This is a genomic window from Streptomyces sp. NBC_01808, assembly GCF_035917395.1.
In the GTDB taxonomy this organism is placed as follows: domain Bacteria; phylum Actinomycetota; class Actinomycetes; order Streptomycetales; family Streptomycetaceae; genus Streptomyces.
In genome coordinates this window covers 6,997,486-7,016,252 of sequence record NZ_CP109072.1, presented here as the reverse complement: position 1 = coordinate 7,016,252, position 18,767 = coordinate 6,997,486, and the positions used below count along the sequence as shown (strand labels likewise).

The window sequence follows — 18,767 nt, the reverse complement described above, 5'->3', positions numbered from 1 at the left end:
GGCGGGCACGACATCCCATCAGCGATCAACTCTCCGGGCCGAACGGCAGGGGCACGGTCTTTCGTCAGGACTCGCGAGTCCAGGAAACCAGAGTGCTCACCTGCCGCCGGCTACCACCTGGAGTCTGCCGCACGGCCGACTCCCAGAACTGATTAGGAGGCCACGATGCCCATCCAGCACGGTCTGACGCGTCGCCCCGGACCCAAGCCCCGCACCGGTCCGGCCATACCGCACCAGCAGTTGAGCCAGAACTCCCCGGCCCCTCTCCAGGAGCTGCTGTGGAGCTGCATGCTCACCCTGGCCGCCACCACCGCCGGCCCCAGCGGCATCTCCATGCCGGACACCCGAGCCCTGCACCTCACACCCGAAGCGGCCGTCGGCCCGGCCGAGGCTTTCCTGGTCGGCACCGAATTCGCCCACCTGCACGGCGCCGCGGACGGCAGCCTGCACCTGACCCTCCCGGAAAGCGCAGGGGAAGAAGTGGTCACCGCCGGCTGGGGCGAGCTTCATCCACTCGCCAGGCACGGACACCGAGCGCCCACCCTGATGATGATCTTCGGCCCGCGCGACGAGGGAGAACTCGACATCGTCTGGGAGATGGTCCGCCGCAGCCACCACTACGCCACCACCTGAGGAAGAAGCAGCGCTATGCGCGCTTCGAGATTGAAATCAAGCTCTACGACAAACAGATGGCGCCGCTGGACACCCTGACCGTCCGGCAGGACACGGTGCTCGGGCCGGACCTGTTCGTGGTCCGGCTGACCAGGCGACTGCCGGACGGCACCATCGACGCGTACGAGGACCGCGGCAGCATGGATGCCCACGGCGCCGTGGTCGGGACCACCGGATTCGGCGGCACCCTCCAGGGACAGACCCTCCCGAACGGAGCGACCCATCTGTGGGGTGAGGGCGGTGCTGCGTCCTTCACCATGGTCGCCACTCCAACGGCGCAGGATCACTACCGCTGCCTGCGAAGGATCGAGGTCCACCGGCCAACGCGCTTCGGAGTGGACCTGGTACCCGGCGTCTACTACATGACCACCGAGGATTCCCTCCAAGAGGTCGCCGAGGACGCGCCAGCGGAACTGAATACGCCGCTGAACGGTTGAGCGCCCGGCGTGCCGCGGCTGCGTGCGCATGAGGTGTGCAGCCGCGGCATCACCGTGGGTCGCTGTACGCGGCGCGGGCCGCGAGCACCTGGTCCATGTGCTCCTCCGACCACTCCACCATTGCCTTGAACACCGGTCCGAGGGTGCGCGCCAGGTCCGTCGCCTCGTACTCGACCCGGGGCGGCATCTCCGCGTAGTACGTGCGCGTCACCAGACCGTCCGCCTCCAACTGCCGCAGCCGCTGCGTCAGCACCTTCGGCGTGATCTCCGGCAGCAGCGCCTGCAACTGCGAAAAACGCAGCCTGCCATGGTGGTTGAGCGTCCACAGAACCGTCGTCGTCCAGCGGCCGAAAACCAGCTCAGCCATCGGGGTGATAGGGCACGGATCCAGCCCCGCCCGCTCCTGTAGCCGCGCCTCTTCCGGGTGACTCACCGCAGATAGGGTGCGTTCGGACACGGCCGCCCCCTCGCTCGTAGCTATCCTCAAGAAATCTAGTATACCTATACTAGGGCCTGTCCGACGGCACCTGGGAGAAGGTTCTGCGCGCGGTGCAGACCTGTGAACCGCTCGACCTTGCCGTTGGTCTGGGGCGGGTAGGGGCGGGTGCGCTTGTGGGTGATCCCGGCCGCTGTCAGGGTGTCGCGCCTGTCGCGGGAGCGGTAGCAGGAGCCGTTGTCGGTCAGGACCCGTTCGACGGTGATCCCTGCCTGGGTGAAGAACGCCTGGGCGCGGGTCCAGAATGCGGCTGCAGTCTCCTTCTCTCGTCGGGCAGGATCTCGCTGCAGGCCAGCCGGGAGCGGTCGTCGACACCCGTTGTACAGGTAGCTGCAGCCGACAGACTGTTGCCGCGGGCGTCGAGGGTCTTGCCCGGTGTGCGGGTGCGGTGGCGCTGGCCGGCCCGCCGGACGGTCGGGCTCGGGCAGCACCTACTGGCGGGAGAGTCCGGCCGGATCGATCGCGACCGGGAACGGGTCGTTCAGGTGCGTGGTCGCGCCCGCGAGTGCGGTCGTTCGCTCCACGTACCGGCCACCTTCCAGCTCGTGGACGACGAGTATGGGAGCCGGATCGAACTCGAGTCGCCAGAAGTGCGGGATGGCTGCCTCGGCGTAGAGCATGGGCTTGACCTTGCGGTCCATGGTGCGGTTGCCGGGGGAGACGAGTTCAACGACGAGTTGGACCGCCTCGATGTCGATGGTGACGGGATCATCGGCGGTGGCGCCGGCGTCGGCCACGACCAAGTCGGGCGCCACCAGGCCGGACGGCAGGACGACGTTCACGCCTTCCAGGATCTCCACCGGCGCGCCGACGGCACGGGCGGCCGTGTCCAGAGCGACATGAAGGCGGAACGAGGCCCGCTGGTGGCGGATGCCGGGTGCGGGGGACATGATGAGGGACTCCCCCAGCAGTTCGTAGCGCATGGTGCGGTCTTCGGGCAGGGCCAGGACGTCGGCGACGGTCCAGGGCCCTGTGTGGTCGCTGGCAACGCTCATGTCCCCTTCACCTCCTCGTCCACCCACCGGACGCCGATGCCCCCGGCAGGCGGTACACGGCCAGCATACGGGCCCACTCACCTGCCGCCACGGGTCTGACGCCCACCGGCACTTGACGAGTGGAATGCCCGTTCAGCGCGAACTCGAACGACTGCGCGAAGTCGGAGGCGGAGCCGGAGAACGCTGCCGTGTTGGCTGACTGGTGGAGTGTTGTTGACCTTCCCGAGCGGGGTCCCGCGACCCCGAGTGACCCATCGGCAGATACTCCATCGCAGTACGATTACTATTCGGCAGCGGCCCCGGTGCTCTGCTGTCAGAGTAGAGCGGCGGATAATACGAAGGAGGAGGCCCTGATGTCGGATATACGGGCAGGGTGGCCCGACTTTCCGGATTCACGAGACTGTCCCGACCCAGCGGAATCACCCCAAGCGCGTTCTGCACCTGTTGCATCCGGTTCCAGTTTGCTCGATAGCCAGGGTCGAATCTCAAGCCGTCAGCACTGAGATGCAGGTCGCTCAGCCTTTCCTGGTGAGCGGAATCCCTTACGTCGGGCCTTATCCTGTCTGCATCTCGATACCAGTCACGCTCTGTCCTTAGCCAGGCGTCCGTCAGCCCGCGCAGCTCCCGCCCCCGAGCCTGACGCCGACGCTGACTTGTTTCAGGATTTATTTCATTCATGATCTGATTATGCATGTTATGCAATGCAACGAAATTTCTCTCAAGTCCAGCCCAGCGAATCTCAAGACCGATCAATCGCGCGCTGACCGGATTCACCAGACTGTCCCGATCCAGCGGGGTCACCCCAAGCGAGTTCTGCACCGTTTGTATCCGGTTCCAGTTGACTCGATGGCCAAAGCCGGATCTCCAATCGGGAGCCCTGACAAGCATGTCGTTCAGCCCTGCCTGGTGAGCAGGATCCGTTACGTCGGACCTTACCCTGCCTGCATCTGCATACCAGTTACGCTCTGTCAGCAGCCAGTCGGCCGTCCGCTCGTACAGCTCCCGCCCCTGAGCCTGACGCCGACCCTGACTTGTTTCAGGTCTTATTTCATTCATGATCTGATTATGCATGTTATGCAATTCAACGAAACTGCTCTCAAGTCCAGCCCAGCGAATCTCTAGACGGTTCAATCGCACGCTGACCGGTATCAGTTGCCCCCACTCAGTCAGACCCGCCCCGGACGGACCCGCCCCGGACGGGCTCTCTTGTTGTGATTGCCCCTCGCCACCCGGGGGCGGATTACCCCAAGTGGGCTCTGGTTTCGACATTATGTCTACCTCGCCCTTCCCTTCCGCCTGCTGCGAGGAAGCCGCTCCACAGGAGTCGAGACACCTTTCAGCAGCGGGACAGCGCCCAGCCGTCAGTCGAACGTCGCACAGTCCACACGTGATAACGCATCAGCTGCCCATCTGGTTCAAGACTGGACGGCCGCGCCGGCATCTCGGTCTCCGACCTGAACGCCTACATCGCGAGCAGGGAGGGGCATGGCCCCGGCCTGCCCCGCCGTCCCCGCGCGCCTGTCACGGACGGCGCGGCGGCATGGTGCTGCCGCGCACGACGAGTTCGGTGGGGAGTTCCACCCGGGTCTGTGCCAGCGGTTGCCCCTGGGCCAGCTTGACCGCCATCGCCGCGGCGGTGACGGCCATCTCGGTGAGCGGCTGGTGCACGGTGGTCAGCGGCGGCACGGTCCACTGCGCCGGGCGCAGGTCGTCGAATCCGACGACGCTGAGGTCCTCGGGGATGCGCAGCCCGGCCTCCGCGGCGGCCTGGTACACGCCGAGCGCCAGCGCGTCGTTGCAGGTGAAAATGGCGGTCGGCGGAGCGGGCAGGCGCAGCAGCTCCCGTCCGTGCCGCAGGCCGTCCTCGGCCCGGTAGTCGCCGAGGCGGACGAAGGCCGGGTCGACGGGCACGCCCGCGGTCTCCATCGCGGTCCGGTAGCCGTCCACCCGGGCCCGGCTGGCGAGGGCGTTTTCCGGCCCGGTGATCACGGCGATGCGCCGGTGCCCGAGCCCGAGGAGGTGGCGTGCGGCCGACAGGCCGCCGTTCCAGTTGGTCGCGCCCACCGACGGGGACGCGTGAGCCGGTTCCCCGTTGGGATCGACGAGGACGAAGGGGATGCCACGGCTGCGCAGCTGACCGCTCTGGCTGTCGGTGAGTACGGAGTACACCTCGATGATGCCGGCCGGGCGCCGGAACAAGACGTCCTCGACCCAGCCGCGCCCGGGTGTCAGGCGGCCCTGCAGCTCGGAGAGCACCACGGCGAGCCGGTGTTCGCGCGCCACCTGCTGGACGCCCTTGATGATCTCGATGTGGTACGAGTCCCGGATCTGGCGGAAGACGAGTTCCAGCACGGCGGCGGGGCGGGCGGCCCGCTTCCGCCTGCGGTGACCGTGGGCGCGGATGATCTCCTCGATCTGGGCGCGGGTGCCGCGGGCGACGTCCGCCCGCCCGTTGATCACCTTGGAGACCGTGGCGACGGAGACCCCGGCGTGCGCGGCGATCTCCGCGGTGGTCAGCGGCCCGGTGGCCGGGCCGTCGCCTGGGAGGCTCATGCCTGCTGAGGACATGCCACGAGTCTAGTGGTCATGTCTTCGAACTTTTCGAGATGGCCGATGTGGCGAGATCCCCACAGATTCGCGCCTTGACGCGCGAGCAAGCTCTTTCTATATTCACGGCACTTCACGGCAAAGGCTCGAAAATTTCGATCGGTGCGGGATCGATCCGGCCGACTCTCACCCCCCACGACACTGGAGAAGATCATGACTTCACCCACCGTGAGACATCGCCGGCGCCGCTGGTGACCGTACGCCGTACTGGCGGCGGCGGTCGCCCTGTGCGGCTCACTGCTGGGCCCGCGGGCACTGTCCGACGACGCCACCGCCGCCGCACCCGCGGTCCAGGAGTGGCCGGACACGCCGGACGGCTTCGCCTCCACCGACGGCGGCACCACGGGCGGCGCCGGTGGCGAGACCGTCACCGTCACCGGCTTCGAGGACCTTGAGCGGTACGCCACCGCCGAGGAGCCCTACGTCATCCGGGTCGGCGGGGCGATCGAGTACCCCGAGAAGGGCCACGAGGTGCGCGTCGCCTCGAACAAGACCATCGTCGGAGCCGGCACCGAGGGGGAGATCGTCGGCGGCGGCTTCTTCCTCGCCGAGGGCGTCAGCAACGTCATCATCCGCAACCTCACCATCCGCGACACCCGGATGCCCGACGACGACCCCGGCGACGACTCCTACGACTACGACGCCATCCAGATGGACACCGCCGACCACGTCTGGATCGACCACAACCGGCTGGAGCGGATGAACGACGGCCTGATCGACAGCCGCAAGGACACCACCAACCTGACGGTGTCCTGGAACATCATCAACGAGAACAACAAGACCTTCGGTATCGGCTGGACCGACAACGTCACCGCCCAGATGACGATCCACCACAACTGGTTCAGCGACACCAACTCGCGCAACCCGAGCACCGACAACGTCGCCAACGCCCACCTGTACAACAACTACCTGCAGAACACCGGCAGCGGCAACTGGTCCCGGGGCTCGTCGAACTCCGTCATCGAGAACAGCTACTTCGAGGGCGTCACGGACCCCCTCATCAAGGACGACAACGCCCAACTCGTCGACAACGGCAACATCTTCGCCGACTGCGAGGGCGACCAGCAGACCGGCGGCGAGGGCTTCGACCCCCGTTCGTTCTACGAATACACCCTCGACCCCGCCGAGGACGTCCCCGCCATCCTGAAGGACGGCGCCGGGCCACAGCCCGACATCGGCGGCTGAAGCGCCAGGCCACGGGCCGGGTCATGACGGACAGGACAGGACAGCACCGTGCGGAGCCGACCCGGCCCGTACGGTGCTGCCCGCAACTAGGTGACTCTACGTAGTTGTTTGATTTCATATCGTGTTCACTTCGGTTAGTCTCGACACGTCCGTACCAGGGACCACCGGGGGTAGCACCGTGTCGCAACAGCCACGTGAACTGACGCCGTTCCGCTCGAACAGGGACTTTTACGGAGCCGAGCTGCGGCGCCTCCGTACCGAGATGGGCCTGTCCCTCGAAGACCTGGCCGGGAAGGTCCCGGCCAGCCGCGCCCACCTCTCCCGGGTCGAGACGGCCCAGGTGCTGCCGCCGCCCGGACTCTCGCCGTCGCTGGACGAATTCTTCGACACCGGCGGCTACTTCGCCCGGCTGGAGAAGCTGGTGCGCCAGTCGCTGGAGGTACACCCCGCGCAGTTCCGGCGCCGGATGGAACTGGAGCGCAGATCGCGCCTCATCGGGCAGTACGCGGGGATGATCGTGCCGGGTCTGCTGCAGACCGCCGCCTATGCCCGGGCGATCTTCCGCGCCTACAACCCGGACGCCTCGCCGGAGGAGATCGAGGACAAGGTGGCGGCCCGGCTGGGCCGCCAGGAATTGCTGCACGCCGACACCCCGCCCGACTACGCGTGCGTCGTCGACCAGGCGGTGCTGGTCCGGCCGGTCGGCGGACCGGCCGTGATGCGCGAACAACTGGCCCGGCTCGCCGAGGCGGTGGACACCCCGTCGACCACCGTGCAGCTGCTCCCGGGCGCACACGGGGAGCATGCGTTGATGGGCAGCGGCGCGCTCACGCTGATGACCCTCGACACCGGCCTTCCGGTCGCCTACGAGGAAGGCATCGACACCGGAACGCTGCTTGAGGGTCCGGCAGGCGTCACCGCCCGCCAGCGGGCATACGATCTGGTGAGGTCCTACGCGCTGTCTCCCACCGAGACGGCGGAGTTCATCCGATCGGCGATGGAGGAGCTGCCGCATGAGCACCACTCCTGACCTCTCCCGCGCGGAGTGGGTCAAGTCGAGCTACAGCAACGGCGCGGGGGGCGACTGCGTCGAGTGGGCACCGGCCACCGCGGCCACCACCGGCACCGTCCCCGTCCGCGACAGCAAGGACCCGCAGGGGCCCGCGCTCGTCTTCCCGGCGGACGCTTGGAGTTCGTTCGTGAGCGCGGTCAAGTCCGGCGAACTCCCGCCCGCCTGACGAAGGCGGCCCCGCCCCGCCCCGACGGCGGCGTCTCCCCCACGCAGGAGACGCCGCCACCTACCGGCCGCGCCGCGCACCGCCCGTGGAAGGTGACGAGATGGGAAAGACGTCGAACCGCAAGGAAAAGCGCCGGAAAGGGAAGAGGAACCGGAAGCGGACGACGAATCCCGGCCTGCCGGGCACGTGTTTCACATGCCACGGGTCTGGGACAGTCACCAGGGAAGCGCCGTGGTCAGGTAGCGGTGTGGCCTTCTATCCCTGCACGACGTGCAACGGTCGCGGAGTCGCTTGAGCAAGCCAGAACAGCCGATCAGCGCGGCGCTGCCCCGCCCCTACTGGCCCCGGCTGTGACCCCCTTCCCGCGGCCCCGGCATCAGCAGATCCCCCGCGTGAGACCCCGCCGTCCCACGTCCGAGGGCCGAGCGATCACCGGGGCCGCGGGGGGCACGGGGAAGAGAAATCCGCGGCACGGATCGGGGGCGGCGGCCTTACCTTGGGCCACGTCCACGACGGCAAAGGACGGCGGGCGGCGGGCGCTCCGGCCGCGGCGGCGCGGCGCGACCAGCCGAGTTCACCTCGCGCGCCCGGCTCATCGGAGACCAGACGGTGCGGCTTGGCCCCACCCGGGCCTGGTTTCCGCTCGGCGTTTTATCACACCGACTCAGGGCACGGTGGGGCTGGCGAGGTACACGTGACAGATGCGGGCTCGCTGCTCCTGTGGCCCACAACGGTGTGGGGTGACGAGCTGACGCGGCCGATGGCGGATGGCGACCTGAGCGGAGACCTCGATGAGTTCACGGCACCCGGTCGACACCGACATGCGCAGGCGCACGATGCTGATTTCCGGGATCGCCGGTGCGCTGGCGCTGGGCGCGCCGGCCCGGGCGGCGAGGGGTGAGCCGGACCGACCGGTCAACATCCTGTTCGCGATCACGGACGACTGGGGCTACCCGCATGCCGGCACCTACGGTTCCCAGGCTGCGCGGACGCCGACCTTCGACCGGCTCGCCGCAGAAGGCGCGCTGTTCACACGCGCCTTCTGCGCGGCCCCCTCGTGCACGCCGTCGCGGAACGCGCTCCTCACCGGCCAGGCGCCGCATCGCCTCGGGGCGGGAGCGAACCTGTGGTCCGAACTCCCGGCCACCTTCGATGTGTACCCGGACCTCCTCAAGGAGGCGGGATACCGCATCGGGCGAATACGCAAGGGCTATGGCCCCGGCGTGTTTCCACAGTGGCCGCACGACCCGGCGGGCCCGGGCTTCCCGTCGTTCGGCGAGTTTCTCCAACAGCAGCCGGAGGGGACGCCGTTCTGCTTCTGGTTCGGCTCCTCCGATCCACACCGACCGTACGACCCCGAGCTGGGCGAGCAGTCCGGCATCGACCCGGCCTCCGTGGACGTCCCGCCGTATCTCCCGGATACGCCGGAGGTCCGCGCCGACGCCGTCGACTACCTGGCCGAGGTGCAACGCTTCGACCGCGAGGTCGGAGATGCCCTGCAACTCCTGGACGAGCGTGGGCTCGCCGAGAACACGATCGTGGTGATAACCGGAGACCACAGCTGGCCCTGGCCACGGGCCAAGACCAATACCTACGATGCCGGTACGCGCGTGCCGCTCGCGATTCGCTGGCCGGGCCGGGCCGCCCCGGGAACAGTGATCGATCGCCTGACGGTGCTGAGTGATCTCGCTCCCACCTTCCTCGACGCCGCCGAGCTGCCCACGCCGCCGGCGATGACCGGGCAGTCGCTGCTGCCGGCGCTCTCGGGCACAGCCGCCCAGCGCGAGTTCGTCGTCATCGAGCGCGAGCGACACTCCTTCGCCCGGGAGGGGAATCTCTCGTACCCCGTCCGCGCACTACGGACGCACAGGTGGCTGTATATCCGCAACTTCTTCCCGGAGCGCTGGCCCGCCGGCGACCCGCAGCCACCCTCGCCCGACCGTGGGATCTTCGCCGACATCGACGCGGGCCCCACCAAAACACAGCTCCTGGAGAACCGGCACCGGCCGGAATTCACCACGGCATTCCACCTGGCCACCGGCAAGCGGCCCAAGGAGGAGCTCTACGACCTCGAGTCCGATCCGCACAGCCTGCAAAACCTCTCGGACCATCCCGAATGGGCCGCGGTGAAGACCCGGCTCGGGGAGCAACTACAGGACTGGATGCTCCGAACCGACGACCCGCGCGCCGTCGACCCACGGACCGAATTCTGGGACAACGTCGAATACCACGGGTAACCCTCGCGCCCACCGGGGCGGGTCGGCGAGGGCGGCACAACCCTGCGGGACAGCTTCCGCGCAGCGCGGGGTTCGGCCCGGCGGCCCTACCCTGGGTGCATGTCCACGACGGCGGCGGGTAACGGGCGGCGGCCGCTGGTGGCGATCCTCAGCGGGGCCGGGATCTCCACCGACTCCGGGATCCCCGACTACCGCGGGCCGAACGGCGTCTGGCGGCGGGATCCGGAGGCGCAGAAGCTCGTCACGTACGAGTACTACATGGCCGACCCGGAGATCCGGCGCCGGTCCTGGCTCATGCGCCGCGACGGCGCCGCCCGCGACGCCCGCCCCAACGCCGCGCACACGGCCGTCGCCGACCTGGCCAGGGCCGGGACGCCGGTGCGGGTCGTCACGCAGAACGTCGACGGGCTGCACCAGCGCGCCGGGCTGCCCGAGCGCAAGGTGCTGGAGCTGCACGGCTCCTCCCGTACGGCGGTGTGCACCGCCTGCCCGTGGCGCGGGCCGATGGCGGAGACACTGCGCCGGGTGGCGGACGGGGAGGCGGATCCGCCGTGCCGGGAGTGCGGCGGGATCCTGAAGTCGGCGACGGTGATGTTCGGACAGCCGCTCGATCCGGAGGTGCTGGCCACCGCGGTGGCGGTGGCCGAGGCCGCGGAGGTCTTCCTGGCGGTCGGCAGCAGCCTCCAAGTCCAGCCCGCGGCATCGCTCGCGGGCCGGGCCGCGGCGGCGGGGGCCCGGCTGATCGTCGTCAACGCCGAGCCCACGCCGTACGACCACCTCGCGGCCGAGGTGGTCCGCGAGCCGATCAGCGAGGCGCTGCCGCCCCTGCTGGCCGGGCTGTGACCGCCTTGCGCACGCCTGACATCAGCAGGGTGTAGAGGATCAGCGACGCTCCCAGGCCCACCGCCCAGCCGTAGTCCGCAAGCGGCTTCAGGAAGGGGATCAGGCCGTCCTCCGGGTACGGGCCTGACGCGCCCTCGTCCGTGTGGGAGCCGCCTACCGCCAGGAGGGCGCCGATCGCGAAGGCCAGGATGCCGCGCCAGTTCCAGCCGCCCCTGTACCAGTACGCGCCGTCGCGGCGGTACAGGTCCGGGAGGGTGAGGACGGTGCGGCGGACCAGCCAGTAGTCGGCTATCAGGACGCCCGCGACCGCGCCCAGCAGGCCGCCGTAGGTGCCGAGCCAGACGAAGATGTAGATGTCCGGGTTGGCGATCAGCTCCCACGGGAACATCAGCATGCCGGCGGTGCAGGCGATCAGCGATCCGGTGCGGAAACTGATGGCCTTCGGCGCCATGTTGGACAGGTCGTACGCCGGACTGACCAGGTTCGCCGCGACGTTCGTCGTCAGCGTGGCGAGGAGGATGACGAACAGGGCGAAGGCGATGCCCAGTTTGGTGTCCATTTGCGCGGCCAGCTCCGCGGGCTCCCAGATGGGTTTGCCGTACACCGCCTGCGACCCGGAGGTGACGAGCACGGACATCAGCGCGAACGCGGCCATCGTGGTGGGCAGGCCGAGCGACTGGCCCCAGATCTGCGCGCGCTGCCCGGCCCCGAAGCGGGTGAAGTCGGGGATGTTCAGCGACAGCGTCGACCAGAAGCCGATCATGCCCATGAGCGCGGGGAAGAACACCTTCCAGAACTCGGTGCCCCAGCCCAGCTCGGACGGCTCGTCCAGCAGCGGGCCGAAGCCGCCGGCCTGGTCGGCTATCCATATCAGCAGCGCGACCGCGCCCGCGAGCATCAGCGGCGCGGCCCAGTTCTCCAGCTTCTTCACCCCCTCCATGCCGAAGAGGATGATGCCGATCTCGATCAGCCAGAACAGCACGAAGCAGAGCCACTGCGGCCACGGATAACCGCCCCACGAGCCGGCCTCGACCCACCAGCTCCCGGCCCCGATGATCTTCCCGGCCAGGAAGTAGATCGCCTGGCCGCCGATCCAGGTCTGGATGCCGAACCAGGCGCAGGCGACGACGCCCCGCAGCAGCGCCGGCAGGTTGGCGCCCACCACGCCGAACGACGAGCGGGCCAGGACCGGGAAGGGGATGCCGTACTTGGGGCCCGCGTGGCCGGTCAGCAGCATCGGCAGCAGCACGATGACGTTCGCCAGGGCGATGGTGAGGACGGCCTGCTTCCAGTCCATGCCCAGCGCGATGAGGCCCGCGGCCAGCGTCCAGGTCGGCACGTTGACCGCCATGCCGACCCAGAGCGCGGCGAAGTTGTACGTGGTCCAGGTGCGCTGCGCGGCCGGTACGGGGAGCAGGTCGGCGTTGGCGTAGCGACTGGTGCCGAGGTCGTCGGCGGGGGCGAGTTCCACCCTGCCGTCGGCCGGCGGCTGCGGGGAGGACGGTGAGGCGGCGTCCGCGGTCATCGTGCCCCCTCAGGCCAGCGCCGGGATGACGTACTTCCCGTACGCGTCGATGGTGGACTCCTTCGCGTCGTGCATCGCGTAGATCGCGAACTGGTGCACGCCCAGCTCCCGCAGCCGGTGCAGCTTCTCCAGGTGCGCCTCGACGGGGCCCAGGATGCAGAAGCGGTCCACGATGTCGTCCGGGACGAAGTCGGTGGAGGGGTTCCCGGCGCGGCCGTGGTGGGAGTAGTCGTAGCCCTGGCGCTGCTTGACGTACGCCGTGAGCGCCTCGGGGACGACGTCGGAGTGCTCGCCGTAGCGGTCGACGAGGTCGGCGACGTGGTTGCCGACCATGCCGCCGAACCAGCGGCACTGCTCACGCGCGTGCGCCAGCGCCTCGGGGGTGCCGTCCGTGACGTACGCGGGGGCGGCGACGCAGATCGTCAGGTCGTCCGGGTCGCGGCCCGCCTGGGCGGCGGCGGTGCGTACGGCCTTGACCATGAACTCGGTGAGGTACACGTCCGAGAGCTGGAGGATGAAGCCGTCCGCGACCTGCCCGGCGAGCGCCAGCGCCTTCGGCCCGTACGCCGCCATCCACACCGGCAGCCGCCCGTTCTCGACCCACGGCAGCCGCAGCGTCGTGCCGGACTCGCGGTCGACGACGGCCTCGCGGCCTTCGGCGAGGTCGCGGATGACGCGGATGGCGTCGCCGAGGCGGGCCAGGGTGTTGGGCGGGCGGCCGGCGACGCGCATGGCGGAGTCGCCGCGGCCGATGCCGCAGACGGTGCGGTTGCCGTACATCTCGTTGAGGGTGGCGAAGGCGGAGGCGGTGACCTCCCAGGTGCGGGTGCCCGGGTTGGTGACCATGGGGCCGACGGTGAGCCGGTCGGTGTGCTCCAGGATGCGGCTGTAGATGACGTACGGCTCCTGCCACAGGACGGTGGAGTCGAACGTCCAGCCGTAGCGGAAGCCGTTGTTCTCCGCGCGGCGCATGAGGCCGACGACGGCGGATGCGGGCGGGTCTGTCTGCAGCACGAGTCCGAAATCCACTTCGGCCCCCTTTGGTCGCGATGCCGGAGGTGTGGGTCTGGTGGCTGGTTCTACAGGAACTGGCAGGTACCGCGCGGGATGTACTGGCCGTGTCCCGCGTGGCCGGTGAACTCGCGCGCCTTGAGGACGGTCTCGCCGCGGGAGAGCACGGTCTCGACCCGGCCGGTGATCTCCTTGCCCTCGTACGCCGAGTAGTCGACGTTCATGTGGTGGGTGGCGGCGGAGAGCGTCTGGCGGGCCTCGGGGTCGTAGATGACGATGTCGGCGTCGGAGCCGGGGGCGATGGTGCCCTTGCGGGGGTAGAGGCCGAACATCCGGGCCGGGGTGGCGCAGGCGATGTCGATCCAGCGGCGGCGGGTGAGGTGGCCGTCGAGCACGGCCTGGTGGAGGAGATCCATCCGGTTCTCCACGCCCGGGAGCCCGTTGGGGATCTTGGAGAAGTCGCCGCGGCCCAGTTCCTTCTGGTCCGCGAAGCAGAACGGGCAGTGGTCGGTGGAGACGACCTGGAGGTCGTCGGTGCGCAGCCCGCGCCAGAGGGCGGCTTGGTGCTCGCGGGGGCGAAGCGGCGTGGAGCAGACGTACTTCGCGCCCTCGAAGTCCGGCTCGGCGAGGTTGTCGGTGGACAGGAAGAGGTACTGCGGGCAGGTCTCGCCGAAGACCGGCAGGCCGGCGTCGCGGGCCTGCGCCAGCTCGGCGACGGCCTCCTCGGCGGAGACGTGCACGACGTACAGCGGGCTGCCGGCGACCCGGGCGAGCTGGATGGCGCGGTGCGTGGCCTCGGCCTCCAGCAGCACCTTGCGCACCTCGCCGTGGTAACGCGGGTCGGTCTTGCCGGCCTTGAGGGCCTGTTCGACGAGGACGTCGATGGCGATGCCGTTCTCGGCGTGCATCATGATCAGCCCGCCGTTGCCGGCGGCGCGCTGCATGGCGCGCAGGATCTGGCCGTCGTCGCTGTAGAAGACGCCGGGGTAGGCCATGAACAGCTTGAAGGAGGTCACGCCCTCCTCGACCAGGCCGTCCATCTCCTTGAGCGTGTGCTCGTTGACGTCGGAGAGGATCATGTGGAAGGCGTAGTCGATGCTGCACTGGGCGTCGGCCTTGGCGTGCCAGGCGTCCAGGCCCTCGCGCAGCGCGCTGCCCTGTTTCTGTACGGCGAAGTCCACGATGGTCGTCGTGCCGCCCCAGGCGGCGGCGCGCGTGCCCGTCTCGAAGGTGTCCGAGGCGAACGTGCCGCCGAAGGGCAGTTCCATGTGCGTATGGGCGTCCACCCCGCCGGGGATGACGTACTTTCCGGTGGCGTCGAGTACGGCGGCGCCCTGGCGCCAGCCGGCGGCGGCGTCGCTGCCGTGTGCGGCGAGGGCGGTGACGCGGCCGTCCTCGACGAGCACGTCGGCGTGGATCTCGTCGGCGGCGGTGATGACAAGACCGCCGGTGATGACTGTACGGCTCACGGCCTCTGCTCCCTTCCGGCGACGGACGTCACCAGGGGTCTACACCCGTAGAGTCGAGCTGCGTGCGAAGACGGTAGAAGCATGGCACCGTGCTCGGCAATACCGCGGCAGGCGCCCGTCGCCACCGCGTGGCGCGGGCCGCGCACTCCGGCCGTGCCCACCGCACGCCGTACCCGTCCGTTCCGCACGCCTTTCTTCGTGACAGCGGTGACTACTGCGGTGCCGCGTTCGGCACCGGCGGGCACGCGCGAGGAACTGCTGGAACGCTCGCCCTTCTCCCGCGAACCGACCGGCGCCCGAAGGCCGGCCGCGCGCTCCCGCGCCGCGGCCGGCCCTCGTACGTGCGAACTCCGCGTCAGCCGCCGGTCTCCGCGTCGGCGGCGTGCAGGGCCCGTTCGAGCACGGCCGCGCCCTCCTCCGCCTCCGCGACGGTCAGGGACAGCGGCGGCGCGATGCGCAGCGTCTCGCCGGCCTTGCCGCGGCCGACGAGCAGGCCGCCCGCGCGGGCGTGCTCCAGCACCGCCGCGGCGTGCCCGGGGGTGGCCAGCTCGATGCCGATCATCAGGCCCCGGCCGCGTACCTCGCGCACCGAGGCGAGGCCCGCCGCGGCGGCCCGCAGCCGCTCGATGAGCAGGCCGCCGACGCGGCGGGCGTTGCCCTGGAGGTCGTGCTCCAGGACGTAGCCGAGGTTGGCCAGGCCCGCGGCCATGGTGACCGGGCTGCCGCCGAACGTGGACAGGGAGTTGGCGTCCAGGCAGTTCATGATCTCGGCGCGGGCGACGACGCCGCCGATGGAGGCGCCGTTCCCGATCCCCTTGGCGAAGGTGAGCATGTCCGGCGGGCCGTTGTCCGCGTGCGCCTGCCAGCCCCAGAAGTGGTCGCCGGTACGGCCCCAGCCGGACTGCACCTCGTCGGTGATCCACAGGATCCCCTCCTCGGCGAGCACCTCGCGGAACGCGGCGTACAGACCGTCGGGCGGGGAGGTGAAGCCGCCGACGCCCTGGACGGGCTCGGCGATGAGGGCGGCGACGCCGCGGGTCTGGGAGAGCATGTCGCGCAGGTCTGCCACGCAGGCGTCGATGAACGCGGCGTCGTCGAGGTCGGCGAAGGGGCCCGCGGTGCGGATGCCGCCGTGGACGTAGAGGGTTTGCAGCGGGGAGAGGCTGGTGGGCGACCAGGCGCGGTTGCCGGTGATGCCGACCGCGGTGAAGGAGCGGCCGTGGTAGCTGTTGCGCATGGCCAGCACCTGGTTGGAGCCGCGGTACGTGCTCGCCAGCAGCAGCGCCGTGTCGGTGGCCTCGGTGCCGGAGGTGGTGAAGAAGACCCGCGCGTCGGGGATGCCGGACAACTGCGCGATGCGCTCGGCCAGCTCCACCATGGGGCGGTTGAGGTAGAGGGTGGAGGTGTGCAGGATGCGGCCGGCCTGCTCGGCGACCGCCTTGGTGACCTCCGGGAGGGCATGGGCGGTCATGGTGGTGAGGATGCCGCCGAAGAAGTCGAGGTAGCGGTTGCCCTCGGCGTCCCAGACGTGCCGGCCCTCGCCGTGGGTGATCTCGATGGGCTCGGCGTAGTAGAGCGCCATCCAGTCGGGCAGGACGGCCCGGTGCCGGGCGAGCAGATCGCGGTGTACGCCGCCGCCGTTCGCCGCGCTCACGGCTGCACCAGGTCCCCGTACGCGTCCGGGCGGCGGTCCCGGTAGAAGGCCCATTGCTGGCGGACCTCCTCGATCATGCCGAAGTCCAGGTCGCGCACCACCAGTTCCTCCTCCTTGTCGCTCGCGACGTCGCCGACGAACTGGCCGCGCGGGTCGACGAAGTAGCTCGTGCCGTAGAAGTCGTTGTCGCCGTACTCCTCGATGCCGACGCGGTTGATGGCGGCGATGAAGTACTCGTTGGCGACGGCCGCCGCGGGCTGCTCCAGTTGCCACAGGTACGCCGACAGGCCGCGGGAGGTCGCCGACGGGTTGTAGACGAGCTGGGCGCCGCCGAGGCCGAGGGCGCGCCAGCCCTCGGGGAAGTGCCGGTCGTAGCAGATGTAGACGCCGACCTTGCCGACGGCGGTGTCGAAGACCGGCCAGCCGGCGTTGCCCGGCTTGAAGTAGTACTTCTCCCAGAAGCCCTTGACCTGCGGGATGTGGTGCTTGCGGTACTTGCCGAGGACCGTGCCGTCGGCGTCGATGACGACCGCGGTGTTGTAGTAGAAGCCCTCCTGCTCGATCTCGAAGACGGGCACGACCACGACCATGCCCGTCTCGCGGGCGAGCGCCTGCATCCGTACGACGGTCGGCCCGTCCGGTACGGGCTCGGCCCAGCGGTAGTGCTCGGGCTCCTGTACCTGGCAGAAGTAGGGGGCGTTGAAGACCTCCTGGAAGCCGATGATACGGGCGCCGCGGGCGGCGGCGGCTCTCGCGTGCTCCTCGTGCTTCGCGATCATCGACTCGGTGTCGCCGGTCCACGTCGCCTGGACGAGTGCGGCGCGTACAACGTTGGCCATGGCTGCTCCTCGGACGGGACGCCGGAGGCTCTACGCACGTAGAAGCCGGGCGGATCTCTGAACGTAAGTCGCCGCGGTGGCGCTGGCAAGAGCGGCGCACCGAACGCCGGCGGGCCGGAACGGGCCGGGTCAGGCGGATTCGGGCGCGCCGGGCAGGCCCGCGGAGCGCATGGCATGGGCGAGCCGGCGGTGCCGCTGGGCAGGCCCGCGGCGGGCGGCGGCGCGCAGCAACTGCGGCACGAGCCGGCCGGGATCGGCCCCGGCCAGCTCGACGGCCTCGTCGGTGCTGCGGGCGCCGGCGAAGGCGTCGAGCAGTTCCTCCGACTCCCGGTCGCGGCCCGCGCGGTGGAGGGCGGAGAGGATCGCGGCCAGCTCGGGTACGGGCCGGGCGGCGGCGTGCCGGACGAGCTGCAGCGCCTCGCGCGAACGCCCGGCGGCGGCGAACGCGTCCGCGGCCCCGGTCAGCCGCTCGGGGGGCAGCGCGGCGGCCTCCCACAGCAGGGTCGCCACCTCGGCGCTGCCGGCGGTGCGCTCCAGCTCGGCGGCGAGGTCGGGCAGCGCCTCAGGCGGGCCCGCCACGGCGGCGCTGAGCCGGGCGTACGCCTCGCCGGTGCGGCCCGCGTCGCGCAGGGCGGCCACGGCGGCGGCGGTCTCGCCGGCGAGCCGTCGCGCGGCGGCGCGCCGGGCGGCGGCGCGGTCGGCTTCCGCGGCGTCCTTCCGGCGCCGCCCGCCGCCGCCGGACCCGGCGCCGGCGAACCGGGCGCCACGGGGCGGCGGTACGGAAGGCACGGCGGCGGCACCCGCGGCGGGCTCCGGGGCCCCGGCCTCGGGCGGGCCGCCCACGGCGGGCAGCACCGGCGGCGGCGCCGAAGCGGCGCCCGCGAACCGGGCGCCGCGGAGTGCCGCCGGGGGCGGTGGCACGGGCTCCCCCTCCGCCGCCTGCCGCGCCAGCGCCTCGATCCGGCCGCGCAGTTCCGTACAGCGGGCGGACGCGCGGGCGGCGTCGTCGCGCACCCAGGTCAGCTCGTCCTCCAGTTGCTGCGCCGTCCAGGGGTTGCGCTCCACCGCCAGCCGCTCGCGCAGCCGCTCGGCGCCGTCTTCCGCCGCGCGGTGCTCCGCGAGCCGGGCGCGCAGCACCGCGGTCAGGGTGGCGCGGTCGGGCCGGCGGGCGTCGTGGGCGGCGACGGCGGCGCGGTGCAGGTCGCGGGCGCGCGGCAGCGCCGCGTCCGCCGCGCGTCGGCCGCCGTGCTCGGCGAGGTCGTGCAGGAGCGACTCGACGACATCCCACGGGGGCAGAACGGAGCCGTCCAGGCAGGCTCGCAGCCCGTCGGGATCGCCGCGGCGAAAGACTCCGTACCAGCCGAACTCTTCGTCCAGCCATCCCGTGATCTGCCGCAAGAATCGTGCGAATTCCGCCATTTCCGGCGGCAGCGATTGTTCCGCCACGGCGGGCATTCGACACCCGCTTTATTTCGTCCGCGCTACGGGGGCTTTGCGACGGTGGTAAACGGAACCCGATGGACGGCGGCCTCGAACAATGTTGCGGACGACCGCTAGCA

Annotated in this window: 16 protein-coding genes and 1 pseudogene; 7 read left to right on the top strand and 10 right to left on the bottom strand. The window is 70.3% G+C overall.

Annotation, left to right across the window (positions count from 1 at the left end; all coding sequences use genetic code 11):
- Window positions 1-165: 165 nt before the first annotated feature.
- A complete protein-coding gene (locus OG946_RS30965) occupies window positions 166-633 on the top strand; it encodes a luciferase domain-containing protein (protein WP_326799259.1) in 468 nt (155 codons plus the stop codon).
- A 56-nt stretch (window positions 634-689) separates the two neighbouring features.
- On the top strand, window positions 690-1,109 hold the full coding sequence (locus tag OG946_RS30960) for a hypothetical protein (RefSeq protein ID WP_326799258.1): 420 nt from the start codon (window positions 690-692) through the stop codon (window positions 1,107-1,109).
- 49 nt (window positions 1,110-1,158) lie between these two features.
- Here OG946_RS30960 and OG946_RS30955 read toward each other — a convergent pair whose 3' ends face one another.
- From OG946_RS30955 to OG946_RS30940, 4 genes and pseudogenes are all read right to left on the bottom strand, one after another.
- Window positions 1,159-1,476: a winged helix-turn-helix transcriptional regulator gene (locus tag OG946_RS30955; protein WP_326799257.1), complete on the bottom strand. Its 318-nt coding sequence runs from the start codon at window positions 1,474-1,476 to the stop codon at window positions 1,159-1,161.
- A gap of 194 nt (window positions 1,477-1,670) precedes the next feature.
- Window positions 1,671-1,924: pseudogene (locus OG946_RS30950) on the bottom strand (DDE-type integrase/transposase/recombinase); the annotation flags it as partial.
- A 112-nt stretch (window positions 1,925-2,036) separates the two neighbouring features.
- A complete protein-coding gene (locus tag OG946_RS30945; RefSeq protein ID WP_326799256.1) occupies window positions 2,037-2,600 on the bottom strand; it encodes a Uma2 family endonuclease in 564 nt (187 codons plus the stop codon).
- Between the two features lie 1,521 nt (window positions 2,601-4,121).
- The gene (locus OG946_RS30940) at window positions 4,122-5,168 is read right to left on the bottom strand and encodes a LacI family DNA-binding transcriptional regulator (protein ID WP_326799255.1); all 1,047 of its coding nucleotides are present in this window, start codon (window positions 5,166-5,168) and stop codon (window positions 4,122-4,124) included.
- 510 nt (window positions 5,169-5,678) lie between these two features.
- On the opposite strand from OG946_RS30940, the gene OG946_RS30935 reads away from it, so the two are divergent.
- The 5 genes from OG946_RS30935 to OG946_RS30915 all read left to right on the top strand — a co-directional run bounded on the left by OG946_RS30935 (window position 5,679) and on the right by OG946_RS30915 (window position 10,710).
- The gene (locus tag OG946_RS30935) at window positions 5,679-6,392 is read left to right on the top strand and encodes a pectate lyase family protein (RefSeq protein WP_326799254.1); all 714 of its coding nucleotides are present in this window, start codon (window positions 5,679-5,681) and stop codon (window positions 6,390-6,392) included.
- Between the two features lie 178 nt (window positions 6,393-6,570).
- Window positions 6,571-7,422, top strand: coding sequence for a helix-turn-helix domain-containing protein (locus tag OG946_RS30930; protein WP_326799253.1), 852 nt, complete (start codon window positions 6,571-6,573; stop codon window positions 7,420-7,422).
- Window positions 7,406-7,630 (top strand): DUF397 domain-containing protein, encoded by a 225-nt coding sequence (locus OG946_RS30925; RefSeq protein ID WP_326799252.1) that lies wholly within the window; start codon window positions 7,406-7,408, stop codon window positions 7,628-7,630. Before OG946_RS30930 ends, OG946_RS30925 begins: the two co-directional genes overlap by 17 nt.
- Window positions 7,631-8,421: 791 nt before the next feature.
- Window positions 8,422-9,867: a sulfatase family protein gene (locus OG946_RS30920; RefSeq protein WP_326799251.1), complete on the top strand. Its 1,446-nt coding sequence runs from the start codon at window positions 8,422-8,424 to the stop codon at window positions 9,865-9,867.
- Window positions 9,868-9,966: 99 nt separating this feature from the next.
- Complete coding sequence (locus tag OG946_RS30915; RefSeq protein WP_326799250.1) at window positions 9,967-10,710, top strand: SIR2 family NAD-dependent protein deacylase; 744 nt, start codon at window positions 9,967-9,969, stop codon at window positions 10,708-10,710.
- Here OG946_RS30915 and OG946_RS30910 read toward each other — a convergent pair.
- The 6 genes from OG946_RS30910 to OG946_RS30885 form a co-directional block, all read right to left on the bottom strand.
- A complete protein-coding gene (locus OG946_RS30910; protein ID WP_326799249.1) occupies window positions 10,673-12,235 on the bottom strand; it encodes an NCS1 family nucleobase:cation symporter-1 in 1,563 nt (520 codons plus the stop codon). The genes OG946_RS30915 and OG946_RS30910 overlap by 38 nt on opposite strands.
- Before the next feature lie 9 nt (window positions 12,236-12,244).
- Window positions 12,245-13,264: a TIGR03842 family LLM class F420-dependent oxidoreductase gene (locus tag OG946_RS30905; protein ID WP_326799248.1), complete on the bottom strand. Its 1,020-nt coding sequence runs from the start codon at window positions 13,262-13,264 to the stop codon at window positions 12,245-12,247.
- Between the two features lie 50 nt (window positions 13,265-13,314).
- Window positions 13,315-14,715, bottom strand: a complete 1,401-nt coding sequence (gene hydA / locus OG946_RS30900) for a dihydropyrimidinase (RefSeq protein WP_326799247.1) — start codon at window positions 14,713-14,715, stop codon at window positions 13,315-13,317.
- A gap of 355 nt (window positions 14,716-15,070) precedes the next feature.
- A complete protein-coding gene (locus OG946_RS30895; protein WP_326800418.1) occupies window positions 15,071-16,297 on the bottom strand; it encodes an aspartate aminotransferase family protein in 1,227 nt (408 codons plus the stop codon).
- A gap of 68 nt (window positions 16,298-16,365) precedes the next feature.
- Complete coding sequence (locus tag OG946_RS30890) at window positions 16,366-17,208, bottom strand: nitrilase-related carbon-nitrogen hydrolase (protein ID WP_326799246.1); 843 nt, start codon at window positions 17,206-17,208, stop codon at window positions 16,366-16,368.
- A gap of 129 nt (window positions 17,209-17,337) precedes the next feature.
- Window positions 17,338-18,606, bottom strand: coding sequence for a hypothetical protein (locus OG946_RS30885; RefSeq protein ID WP_326799245.1), 1,269 nt, complete (start codon window positions 18,604-18,606; stop codon window positions 17,338-17,340).
- Window positions 18,607-18,767: the final 161 nt, after the last annotated feature.

Coding starts and splice junctions, on each gene's coding strand:
- OG946_RS30965 (WP_326799259.1), top strand. CDS start 166: ATGCCCATCCAGCACGGTCTGACGCGTCGCCCCGGACCCAAGCCCCGC.
- OG946_RS30960 (WP_326799258.1), top strand. CDS start 690: ATGGCGCCGCTGGACACCCTGACCGTCCGGCAGGACACGGTGCTCGGG.
- OG946_RS30955 (WP_326799257.1), bottom strand. CDS start 1,476: ATGGCTGAGCTGGTTTTCGGCCGCTGGACGACGACGGTTCTGTGGACG.
- OG946_RS30945 (WP_326799256.1), bottom strand. CDS start 2,600: ATGAGCGTTGCCAGCGACCACACAGGGCCCTGGACCGTCGCCGACGTC.
- OG946_RS30940 (WP_326799255.1), bottom strand. CDS start 5,168: ATGTCCTCAGCAGGCATGAGCCTCCCAGGCGACGGCCCGGCCACCGGG.
- OG946_RS30925 (WP_326799252.1), top strand. CDS start 7,406: ATGAGCACCACTCCTGACCTCTCCCGCGCGGAGTGGGTCAAGTCGAGC.
- OG946_RS30920 (WP_326799251.1), top strand. CDS start 8,422: ATGAGTTCACGGCACCCGGTCGACACCGACATGCGCAGGCGCACGATG.
- OG946_RS30915 (WP_326799250.1), top strand. CDS start 9,967: ATGTCCACGACGGCGGCGGGTAACGGGCGGCGGCCGCTGGTGGCGATC.
- OG946_RS30910 (WP_326799249.1), bottom strand. CDS start 12,235: ATGACCGCGGACGCCGCCTCACCGTCCTCCCCGCAGCCGCCGGCCGAC.
- OG946_RS30895 (WP_326800418.1), bottom strand. CDS start 16,297: ATGGCGCTCTACTACGCCGAGCCCATCGAGATCACCCACGGCGAGGGC.
- OG946_RS30890 (WP_326799246.1), bottom strand. CDS start 17,208: ATGGCCAACGTTGTACGCGCCGCACTCGTCCAGGCGACGTGGACCGGC.